The sequence below is a fragment of the Flavobacterium sp. TAB 87 genome (assembly GCF_001529295.1).
In the GTDB taxonomy this organism is placed as follows: Bacteria; Bacteroidota; Bacteroidia; order Flavobacteriales; family Flavobacteriaceae; genus Flavobacterium.
Window position 1 is genome coordinate 255464 of the sequence record NZ_LLWK01000035.1, and the last position, 11288, is coordinate 266751.

Below are 11288 nucleotides of genomic sequence, written 5' to 3' on the forward strand. Positions count from 1 at the left end.
GCACACTTTCCAATTTAGCGAACACTAGCATTGTATCACTTGTAATTACTGTGGTTTACGTGTTCTTTTTACGTGATTTTCAACTGGTCTAATTGAGAGTTGAGGTTTTCTTTAATCTTAGCTTTGAGTTTCTCCATGTTATCCCAATAGCTAATCACATACTTAAATCCTTTATTTGGCGAACCTTCCACCGCTTGAATGTATTCCAACTCCTGCAAGGTTTGAATGTACTTAAAAGCCGATGTTTTACTGATATTGAGTTCTTGTCTTATCTCACGGGTCGTAAATCGGTGTGTTGTTCCACTGGTTTGACTTCTAACAAATCCTTTGAGGCTTTCAAAAAATTGTCTAGTACTCTTATCTAGTTCATCTACTTTGATAATGATGGAGCTAAAAAAGATGTCAACGGCTTTTCTTACATCGTTTTCCGTTGCTATGAGTCTTTGTTTGGAATCGGTCTTTCGTTGGTATTGGTTTAAAGTAGTAACCTGAGAGACAAAGTTTTGAAACTGAGAATTTAATCTTCTTAGCATTTTGGCTTCCAATGGTAGCATGAGCTTATCCGCAAATGGGTTCACTACTTCATAACTCTTTAATACTCGCATACAGTTTCTAAGAAGCTGTTTAGCTTGCTGTTCGCTTTCAGTGTTGCTGATACCTGCATTTTTCTGATTCTGAGCTTTTATAATTCTAAGGGTTTGTTCTAAGCTTTCATCTACTCCCAAGACTACTGAACGACTCATATTATCATAATACACCTCTGCTTTGGTCGTGGCGGTTAGACTAGAAAAATGAGCTTCAACTTTTTTCATCTTTCCTCTGGTATTCCCTAGCATATCCTTAACCACTGTTGAACTGGTTAGGAATTTAGCAGATTGCATTTCTCTAAAGGCAAATTGAGCTTCTTCATCTAGTCCATCAAAATCCTGTATGATTATCAGTTTATTAATGAGTTCCTTTTCTCTGTAGTGGTAAAGGGATTTGCTGGTAATTCGAGTTAGGTTCATAACGTCTTCCTGTGGCATGCAGTCCGCTATTGCGTTGATAATATGACTTTTGCCTTCTCCGCTACTTCCTTGTACTAATCCATGGAGTAAATACGGCATTTTGTAACTCGATGCCAATGTAAACAATAGCATTCTGTTGTCTTCTTCTCCAATAATCCCACTTTGTCCCAGTAGTTTGTCAATACTATCGAACAAATGAGGTTTAGAAAGGAATTGCACTGCTTTTTCATGGGCTTGGGGCGTGAGTTCCTTTTCAGAATATTGGTCGGTTACAGGGTTCATTTCAGCGTTGAAGAGTGATTCTCTGTATTCCTCCAAAAGGTCTGTGAGGGTCGTCAAATCGGCTTCCAAATGATTTATGTCAAAACCTTCCTTCTCGCTTAGTTCCCTACACTGGTTCTGCACATTCACATAATCAAAAAGGTCAATCTTAATTCTGTGTTTCTTTTGGGTGGCATTGGAAACCACTTGAAGCGATACTCTAAGATTTCCTAAATCCATTGGCAAACTACCAACTACAAAAAAGACTCCTGTTTTTCCTTTATAGCTTATTTTGTGGTCGTTATGAATTTCTAAAGTTAAGATTGTTTTTTCTTTTATTGGATTTTGTAGTAGTTCAACAATTCCACCGATTCCATAATTAAGCCACATATCATTCATATTATGACCATCTGGAAGCTGAATCAAGTTAATAGGTAATTCTGGTCTTAGGGCTTGTATTTGAGTTTTTATGTTTTGCATCGGTTTAGTTTTTAATGATTATGATTTCTTCTAATTCACTCAGGGATTTTATAGCTTGTACGTGTTGAGGTAGTAACTCTCCGTTGTGCATGGCTATTACAGATTCTCGGTTTTGTAATGCTTTGGACTGAATCAAACTAGCTGAGTCCATGACATTAGAAGTGATATAGAGTCTTTTGGTTAAAGCACTCGGATAGGCTGGATAAATTCCATTTTCGTTGAGGTATTCTTCTTTTGGCGTATCGAGGTCAAATCGCACAGCGTAATAGTTTACTATCTCGTTTTCTTTTCCCAATAACGGAAATATCAGTCCATACCTCCCAAAAACAGTATAAGCAGTTAAGTCTTCTTGTCTTACACCTGCCTCGCTCTTTTTAAGTACTCCTAAGGCTTCAAATTCGTTTTTAGATTCTTGGTCTTTGTTATGATGAAATTGTCCAGAATTGAAGCCTATTCTTAGTTCCGCATAATCCAATCCAATCTTTTTAAGATAGTCTTTTGGCTTGGTAGCCTTAGCACTTCGAATACCTGTTTCAAAAGACTGGAAGAGCGTTTCTAATGTGTTTTTCATAAGCTTCATTTTTTAGGTTTTTACGGTAATTTTTAGGCACAAGAGTACTACATCGGGTATTGCACCGAGTGGTCAATTTGAAATATAATTTTGATTTTAGAACTTGTTGTTTAGCTTTACAACTGGTTCTATTTCCATTCTTTAGCTATTAGAATGGCGAAAAGATTCTTGCAATAATCTATTCCTTTTGATTTGTTTTACAAAGGTAAGTGATATTTTTGACAATAATTCTTTGATAAATTAATTGGTTTATAGACAGTGGCATAGCTTAATTAATTTATACTTTTTGATATTTTAAACATTTGATTTTTAACACATTGACTTTTCTTGTTGTTTTGGCTATTTTATAAAAATATCATTTATTTAACAAATATTTAACACTATTCATTCTATTTATTTCTGATTAAATACGTATATGCTAAATTAATTAATTTATGCTCGGCAAGAATATAATCAATTTCTTATATTTATACACTTAAATATAAGTTGCTGATTTCCTGCTCCCTGATACCTAGGTAAATTTTTGTAGTAGAAACGCTCGCATGATTGAACAATTGAGACAATAAAAGCAAAGCTTGGTCACTGTACTTGTTCACTTCCCAAACTCGTCTCCCTAGTGTTTTTCTCATAAAGTGGCTGGAGTACTGACCTCTTACGCTGTATTTGGTAAAAATATCTTTGAGTTTACTATTCACATACTGAACACTGAAAGGTTTCTCTCCAAAACGGTTCACAAACATTAAGTCGGTTTCTTTGGCTTCGAGTTGGATAAACAAACGCTTTAAAATGGTTTGTAACTCTGGGTTGATGGTTACTTTACGATTTTTTTTAGTTTTCTTTTCTGTAATTGTGAAGTATTCTTCATTCAAAACTTGGTTCCATCTTAGTTGAAGTAGGTCTGAAATTCTCAGTCCAATGTAAGAACCTGTTGCAATGAGTAGCGCAAATTTTAGGTTATTATCACGCTCCAACTTCAAAACGATAGTCTGCATCTTGTCCCAATCTAAAAAATCACTCGTTGTCTTTTGTCCTTTTAATGCCATAATCTTCAATTTTAGTTTCACTTTTATACCTAAATATATGTATCTGAATGGGGGCGTTTTACCAACCTTTGTGAACCCTTGATTTTACAGGGTTTACGCTGTACCTTTCACTTCTTTATAAAAGTGAAACAAATGTCCAGGTCTAAATTGGATAAAACAAGAAAAATCCTGGTTTTCCTGGGCTCACAGCTTTTTTTGGAATTTGGAGCAACAAAAAAACGAGGTCTAGCCTCGTTCTTTGGATTGCAATAATTTTTGAAACATTGAAAATTCCATATCTGTGAAATCTTCCATTTTAAAACGGATAGGTAATTTTAGTGGTTCTGATTTTAGAATCCGTTGCAGTTGGGACAGCTTAAGAGTTATCGTCATTGTCCATCGTTTTAGCGGTATTCTTTATGAAATCCCAATTTTCTCCGCTGAGTCCCTCTTTTGCCATGTAGAAAAGTCCAGCTTTGTATCGGTCGTAAATGCTCACATCAACTCTATCGTAGTTGAAATACTCTTGAATCTCGGTTACAATTTGCTCGTGTAGCTTTTTATCTTCGATATGGATAACGAAATGATTGTGATAACCTTTTCGGTTTGTGAATGGTTCAGTAGTGAAAAACAGTCGTAATTCTGTTGAATCTTTATATTTTTCAGATAAATAATCATAAAGACCGTGCATTTGCTTAAAACAACTGTTGGTATTGCGGTCTAGTTTGTAGGCCACCGTGAAGAAAAAACTCCAGTCCATTTGCCAAAATGTACGTGGAAAACTGTCTTTATCGGCTAGAGAATCGATAAGATTTCTCATAGATTGGTTTTCTTGACGTAGTAGTTTGTTTTCATCAAACATGATTTCGCTGTCAAAGTATCTGGTATGGATAACTGGGAACAGTCGTTTTCCGCTTGGTTTTTTTGTTTCTGCAAAAAGGTCTTCATTCTTGTTATAGAATCTGTAAATTGTGCTTTTACTTGTTTTTGTACTTGCTGTAAATGCTTTTATATCTTCAAATTTCATTTTGTTAGTTGGATTAGTATCTCGTTATTGGTTAGATACAAGTACTCTATACAAGGAGGTTAGTCAAGCATCTTGTATATAAATACTAACAAACTTTGAAAAGTGTAGCTTATTGGAACTTTTTTTTGAAAAATATTTTTTTTACTAGAAAATAACTGTTCCAAAATGAGACATTGTTCTGTGGACATTCAAGTACTTATATAATTTTCGTGAACAGTATCGAAGTAATGGACTGTTTGCATGTTCAATATGTCTGGTCGGGGAGGTCATTTGAAGAGCTAAATCGGGTAATTTAGTATGAAAAAGGGGTATTTGGGAGGGAGGCAGGGTATGAATTATTCTATATATGCCATTCTGAGACTTCATAAAGCAGACAGGTACGTCTGACTGATTAACTAGCTGTTTAGGAACAGTTAAATTGAATGTAGGTAATAAAAGGTAAAAAGCCACTTCATTAAGGAATGGCTTTATTTATTTCTCTTTGCGGGCACAGATTGCAAATCTGCGCTATCGTTTTCGACATATCAGAGCCATCGGGGGTTCAACAACTCGAAGAGGAAGACAAACAAACCATCTTTAAACTCATTGACAAGATGCTTACCAATAAAAAATTTAAAGATTTTTTTGCTAAAAATTTAGCAACATTATAAAAAATCAAAAGCCACTCCTTAATGAAGTGGCTTTTTTATTGATTTTGTTTGTGTTCACGAGCGGGACGCTCGCGCCAGCTCGGGATTTAGCCGATAGTTCGCTAACCGATAAAGAACTGCTCAACCAATTTAAAGCCATCGAAAAAATGCAGGAAAATGATAAATCTGTAATTAAAATTCTGATAGACGCTTTCATTACTAAAAAGAAAATTCAGCAATTAGCTCAATAAAAAAAACCATTCGCCGGGCGAATGGTTTTTTGTTTTAATTCGTTTGCAATGCCTATGTTTGCGGGTACAGAATTCAATTCTGCGCTATCGTTGAGGAGACATATCCGAGTTATCTAGCAGAAAAAATAAAATTTTTCTATTCATACCTCAATCCTTCTTCTTTAATTTTATGAAATGTGATTAATGATTTAAAACGATAAGTGGAACTTTTATCAATTCTCTCCCCCTTAGTGTTAATTATTTTACTTTGTTTAAGGATGATCCTAGAGAAAGAATCATTTTCATAAACTTTTGATTGAAAATTAATTTGTGATATATATTTAATCTTAATTACACCATTATCACTTTTCTTTTCTATAATATTTATTTCGGGAATTAGCGGAAAAGTATCTTTATTGATTACTAAATTGAAATTATTATAATCTTTCCTATTGATAATTTTTCTTTTAAATTCTAATGTTGTATATATATTTACATCAAATTTCCCTGCCTTTTTAGATATAGAGTCATAAATTAATTCTTGATTCACAATTTTAAAATCTCCGTTAGAATCCCAAAAAGTACATTTTTGAAAAGCTAATAAAGAAATTATAGTAACAATTAGTATCGTCTTTTTTTTCATTCTCCTCTTTTTTTATAATATTCTAAATTATCAGATAAATGTTTTTTAAATTCAGGTGTAGCATTTTTAGAATATTTTTTTATTTCATCTTTATATATATCTGTATGTTTTTTTTCAGGGTTCACTAAATGACCAATTGAACCACCTTCGTGATCTAAAGTTGCAGTAAAACTATTAGCATCATTTAATAAAGGATCAACTTTACCATTGTTTAAGTTGACAGTTATTGTCGAGCCAGATTGATTCATTATTGTCGAACTGCCATATATATCAGTAGGTCTATATACACCATCATTATGGTTCTCTATATAGCCTTCAGGTTGCCCTCCTTTATTTCCTGTAACAATAGCGTCTGACACTGAGATACTACCATTGTGCACATTTCCTAAATCTACACCTGCTTCTTCAGTGTAATGATTTGCTATTTTAGATAAAGTGGAATAATTTGATTTATTAAATGTAAAATCTTTCAATTGTACTTCATCATTCATTTGTGAAAAATTGGGAACACCTGAATGAATAACAATGTTATTTGTCTTTTTAAAATCTTTGTACAAAAAATTTCCAGAGCTATCAAAATGATCATCAGGAGGAGTAGCTTGCATTCCATCAGGATCAACAAAATACATCGGGCTATTATAAGCGTAATTGTATGGTGTCCATCTTCTTGAATTTTCAGCTTTCGGATCAATATTCATCCAACGTCCTAAAGCAGGGTCATAATTCCTTGCTCCATAGTCATACATGTTAAGCCCCAGCTCGTCTTGAAGCTCTTTACCGTTGTACTTATACTTATTAGTATTTACTGACGCAGAAGCACTAAAGTCTGTATGTTTTAATCCAAAAGGATAATAATTAGTCTCATCAATAATTTCAAGAACGTATGTTGTTGAGTTTTTACGATAACTCACACGAATATTTCCTAAGTGATCTTTGTATTGATATACATAAGACAGTGATCCCGCATTATTATTAACGTATCCTTCTGCTGTTGGAAAAAATTCTAAAACAGTATCCTTATACTGAAATCCTTTTAAATAATCTGTAGCTACCGATGTTTCTCCGTCATTCACTATTTTTTTAAGTTTTTCACCTGACGCACTGTAAATATAGTCAATACTACCTTGTACGCCAAAAACTATTTTTTTAGGTAAATTGAGGTGGTTGTATTGGATTTCAGTTATATTCTTGTTTTTATCAATAATTAAGTTTCCATTAGCATCATAATCATAATCATCGTCGATTATATTTCCGTCAATAAAACCTTCAGAAAAATTGCCTTCTAAGCCTTCAGTAACTCTGATTAATAGGTTAGAGTTCCCATCTTTGTAATCATATGTTAAATCATCCATTCCTCCCACGTAGGGGTCGTTTGATGTACCAGCAATATTGTTGCGCTTTAAATGAAGTATGTTTCCATTCTTATCATAATTCATACTCTCACCAAAATAATTTTTGTTGTCAGTTAGTGCAGGAGTTAAATATATAGCATTTCTTAATCGGTTAAGTTTGTCATATTGATAGCCATATGCTTTTTCAGTGATGTCTGTTCCTGTTTTCCATATCATTTCACAAATATTGCCATTGTAAAGAGCAACCGCTCCACTTGAAGCATTTTCAACACTATTATAATTTAGTTTAAAAGCAAATAGATCTGCAGGATCTGTTCCTATTTGTAAATTATTCTTTTTATTTACCTCAGTGAGCCATCCCCTAATATTATACGTGTAATCAACTTTTTGTAAAGGATTTGCAGAAGAATTTCCAATATTTTTACTAACAAGTTGCCCTAAGGAATCATAAGTGTTTTCAGCTAAAACCTCCGCCATACCCCCATTAATCTGATGAGTGTGTTTTATCAAACGGTCTTGAACAGAATAAGTGAAATCTTCTCTAATTGTTAAAACATTATCGCCCGTAGTTCGTTTTTGCTTGGTAATGGTATAATCCGTTTTTCCAATAAAATCTAATTTGCTATCGACCTGTACATAACCACCAAGATAATTTTTAGAATAACTACTGATACCTCTGCCTTTATCATCATAAAAACTCGTACTTGTTTCTCCTAATTTTTCAGCAGCTGTAGTTACTGTCCGTATCCAGCTTCCTGTTGGTAAACCCTTAGTATTGCTCAGAACGCTTTGGCCTTCAATTGTAGTGGGAACAGCTGCAACACTAGGGAAAATATAATTATCATAATAAGTAACAGTCAAAAGACTGAAACTTGTCGGACTAATAGTATTGGTATAATAAGCAGCAATACCATCAATATCGCCCGATGTCTCTTTCGTTTCAAATATTTTTGTTGAATTGTTTTGAGCGATTTGCATAGAAGATCTTGCTGCAGAAGTGCAAGTAGCATTACTCCAGCCTGTGTAAATAGGTCTACTAAAGGCATCATATTTAGTAATTAACCAACCTATTGAAGTATCGCCCTTAAAAGGCGATAATGCTGGACCTGTAGCAACAGGTCTATCTAAATTATCATATACGATAAACTCCCATTGTTTACCTGGCAACTTTTTCTCAACTAAGCGATTTCGATAGTCGTATTTATATTGATAACACAGGCCGTTCAGAACATCAGACGTTATAGCTCCTTCTGATTTTGGAGGAAGTACATAAGTCAAATTACCATATACATCATAAACATAATACGTATCATGTTTCTCTCCCCCATCGTAAGTTCTTTTTAAAACAACTTGACCTTCTTTATTTTTAAATTCTACCGTAGACCCAGCAGATTCAATGGAATTAGCACCTGAATTTTCATCATAGATAATATTCTTATATAATTGATTGGCTGCATAATCACTCGCATTAGTCAGTGCAATTTCATACAAACCAGCGCCCGAATTCCAAATGGCTGTAGCTTTATATAACTTTACCTCAGAAGCTGTATTAGTCTCATACTGCAATTTAATCTCATGTCCAGAACCAATTGCCCAATCATTGCCAGGTGCAGCTTGTTTTAAAACTCGATTTAAAGGTGATGACTCAAATTCTTTTTGCGAGTAAGGATTTGAAGTGTTTTGATATTGCTCTGTGTTGTAAAATCCAAATACAGCATGTATGGCAGAAATCGGATCTATCTTGGGATAATTATTGCCACCATTAGAAGAAGTGTAAGGTAAATACTTCTTAACTTGTCTACCTAAACCGTCATACTCGATAGGTGTAATAATATCAGAACCACTACCTCCTTGACCAATAGCAATAATCTGTATCGGACGACCTAAACCATCAAAATAAGTAATATTTTGGGTAAGCTCGTCTTTTGTAAAAGTATTTAAATCAACAGCTTTAATTGCTTTTTTGGGCATTGAAGTGTAAATAAAATTATCATCACTGAAAGTCTGAGAAATCATTTCAATACTGCCTAAGAAACTTATTGCCAACAAAAATATGTATTTATTCATAAAATTATACTTTAAAAGGAAATCACTGCACTACTCTTTGCAGGTACAGGCACAGTAAATGTCTTACTTGTTTCGCCAGCTAACAAAGACAGTTGCACATCTTTGTAATTAGAATTATTTTGCGCGGTATCGTACGCAATTTGAATATTAAAAGTGTGACCATTATGGTTAGAAGACGAAGCGGTCAGGGTTATAAACATTTTTCTCAACAATATCTCTTGTATTCCGATAGCATTAAAATAAATTGAATTACATGTTCCATTATTATTAGCATAACTTTGTCCGTTTGAATTTACAAGGCTCTGCGCAAAGCTATCTGCTTCATCTTGCGAATTATATGAGATTATGCTGTTCGCAGCAACAGTATAAATAGTTGAAACTCCTGGCTGCGAGCCTGAGCTACAATTGTTTTTTGTAAATGATCCACTTTTTGCTTTGTTGTAAAAAAAGCAGTACCCATTGGCATTGGCATAATTCCTTCCATCTGCATTAAATTTAATAAGTCCTTTAGCATTTGCATCGGCTTGGGAAATTGTGGAAGACTCCTCCCCTAAAAGTTGAGTATAATTCACTGTGGAACCTATTCCTTGTCCATGTCCGCAATCAGTCTTCGAAAAAGTACTGCTTAATATTTCACTTTTAAAAGTACAAATTCCATTTGCATTGGCATTGGATTGCCCATCGGTGTTGAATTTGGTAAGACCTAGAGAATCTGCATCAGCTTGTGAAATCGAAGAGGTTGCAACTCCAGCTGTTTGACTGTAACTAACACTAGATCCAACTCCCCCTGAAGCGCAACTGTAATTAGGAAAGGAACCCGTTCTGGCAATACTATAAAAAGTACAGCTTCCAGTACTATTAGCATTAGCCTGCCCGTCGGTGTTGAATTTGGTAAGACCTAAAAAATCTGCGTTGTCTTGTGAAATTAAAGAGGTTGCCACTCCAGCTATTTGACTGTAACCAACACTAGATCCAACTCCGCCTGTAGCACAATTATTTCTAGTAAAAGAACCCGTTCTGGCAATACTATAGAAAGTACAGCTTCCAGTACTATTAGCATTAGCCTGCCCGTTGGTGTTGAATTTGGTAAGCCCTTGCGAATCTGCATCAGCTTGTGAAATCGAAGAGGTTACCGATCCAACTAATTGACTATAACTTACAAGTGAACCAACGCCACTCCCAGCACAATTATTTCTAGTAAAAGAACCCGTTCTGGCAATACTATAGAAAGTACAGCTTCCAGTACTATTAGCATTATCCTGCCCGTCGGTGTTGAATTTGGTAAGCCCTTGCGAATCTGCATCAGCTTGTGAAATCGAAGAGGTTACCGATCCAACTAATTGACTATAACTTACAAGTGAACCAACGCCACTCCCACCACAATTATTTCTAGTAAAAGAACCACTTTGAGCCACACTACTAAAAGTACAAGTTCCATTTACATTAGCATTAGACTGTCCATCGGTATTAAATTTGGTAAGACCGAGAGAATCTGCATCCTCTTGTGAAATTAAAGAGGTTGCCACTCCAGCTATTTGACTGTAATTAACACTAGATCCAACTCCGCCTGAAGCGCAATTGTAATTAATAAAAGAACCCGCTCTAGCAATACTATTAAAAGTACAGCTTCCAGTACTATTTGCATTAGACTGCCCATCGGCGTTGAATTTGGAAAGACCTAGAAAATCTGCATCCTCTTGTGATATTAAAGAGGTTGCCACTCCAGCTATTTGACTGTAACTAACACTAGATCCAACTCCCCCTGAAGCGCAATTGTAATTAATAAAAGAACCCGCTCTAGCAATACTATTAAAAGTACAGCTTCCAGTACTATTTGCATTAGACTGCCCATCGGCGTTGAATTTGGAAAGACCTAGAAAATCTGCATCCTCTTGTGAAATTAAAGAGGTTGCAACTCCAGCTATTTGACTGTAACTAACACTGGATCCAACTCCGCCTGCAGCGCAATTGTAATTAGTAAAAGAAGCCGCTCTAGCAA

The 11288-nt window shown here is 34.8% G+C and carries 9 protein-coding genes; 1 reads left to right on the forward strand and 8 read right to left on the reverse strand.

Features of this window, described 5'->3' with window-relative positions:
* Positions 1 to 68: 68 nt before the first annotated feature.
* The 5 genes from AP058_RS07935 to AP058_RS07950 all read right to left on the reverse strand — a co-directional run bounded on the left by AP058_RS07935 (position 69) and on the right by AP058_RS07950 (position 4368).
* Entirely contained in the window at positions 69 to 1748 is a 1680-nt protein-coding gene (locus AP058_RS07935) for a hypothetical protein (protein ID WP_066308875.1), read from the reverse strand.
* A gap of 4 nt (positions 1749 to 1752) precedes the next feature.
* Entirely contained in the window at positions 1753 to 2319 is a 567-nt protein-coding gene (locus tag AP058_RS07940) for a hypothetical protein (protein WP_066308932.1), read from the reverse strand.
* Positions 2320 to 2786: 467 nt separating this feature from the next.
* Positions 2787 to 3362, reverse strand: coding sequence for a tyrosine-type recombinase/integrase (locus AP058_RS07945; RefSeq protein WP_066308878.1), 576 nt, complete (start codon positions 3360 to 3362; stop codon positions 2787 to 2789).
* A 225-nt stretch (positions 3363 to 3587) separates the two neighbouring features.
* The gene (locus AP058_RS16865; protein ID WP_157492646.1) at positions 3588 to 3734 is read right to left on the reverse strand and encodes a hypothetical protein; all 147 of its coding nucleotides are present in this window, start codon (positions 3732 to 3734) and stop codon (positions 3588 to 3590) included.
* Entirely contained in the window at positions 3718 to 4368 is a 651-nt protein-coding gene (locus tag AP058_RS07950) for a hypothetical protein (RefSeq protein WP_066308879.1), read from the reverse strand. Before AP058_RS07950 ends, AP058_RS16865 begins: the two co-directional genes overlap by 17 nt.
* Before the next feature lie 676 nt (positions 4369 to 5044).
* Here AP058_RS07950 and AP058_RS07955 point away from each other — a divergent pair.
* Entirely contained in the window at positions 5045 to 5248 is a 204-nt protein-coding gene (locus tag AP058_RS07955) for a hypothetical protein (RefSeq protein WP_157492648.1), read from the forward strand.
* A 136-nt stretch (positions 5249 to 5384) separates the two neighbouring features.
* Here the strand turns inward: AP058_RS07955 and AP058_RS07960 are convergent, their stop codons facing one another.
* The 3 genes from AP058_RS07960 to AP058_RS16990 form a co-directional block, all read right to left on the reverse strand.
* Positions 5385 to 5870 carry a hypothetical protein gene (locus tag AP058_RS07960; protein WP_066308882.1) on the reverse strand — a complete coding sequence of 162 codons (486 nt, stop codon included), beginning with the start codon at positions 5868 to 5870 and terminating at the stop codon, positions 5385 to 5387.
* Positions 5867 to 9289 (reverse strand): DUF6443 domain-containing protein, encoded by a 3423-nt coding sequence (locus AP058_RS07965; protein WP_066308884.1) that lies wholly within the window; start codon positions 9287 to 9289, stop codon positions 5867 to 5869. Before AP058_RS07965 ends, AP058_RS07960 begins: the two co-directional genes overlap by 4 nt.
* 11 nt (positions 9290 to 9300) lie before the next feature.
* The coding region (locus AP058_RS16990) for a DUF5977 domain-containing protein (protein ID WP_197413391.1) at positions 9301 to 11288 on the reverse strand (1988 nt) is incomplete at its 5' end.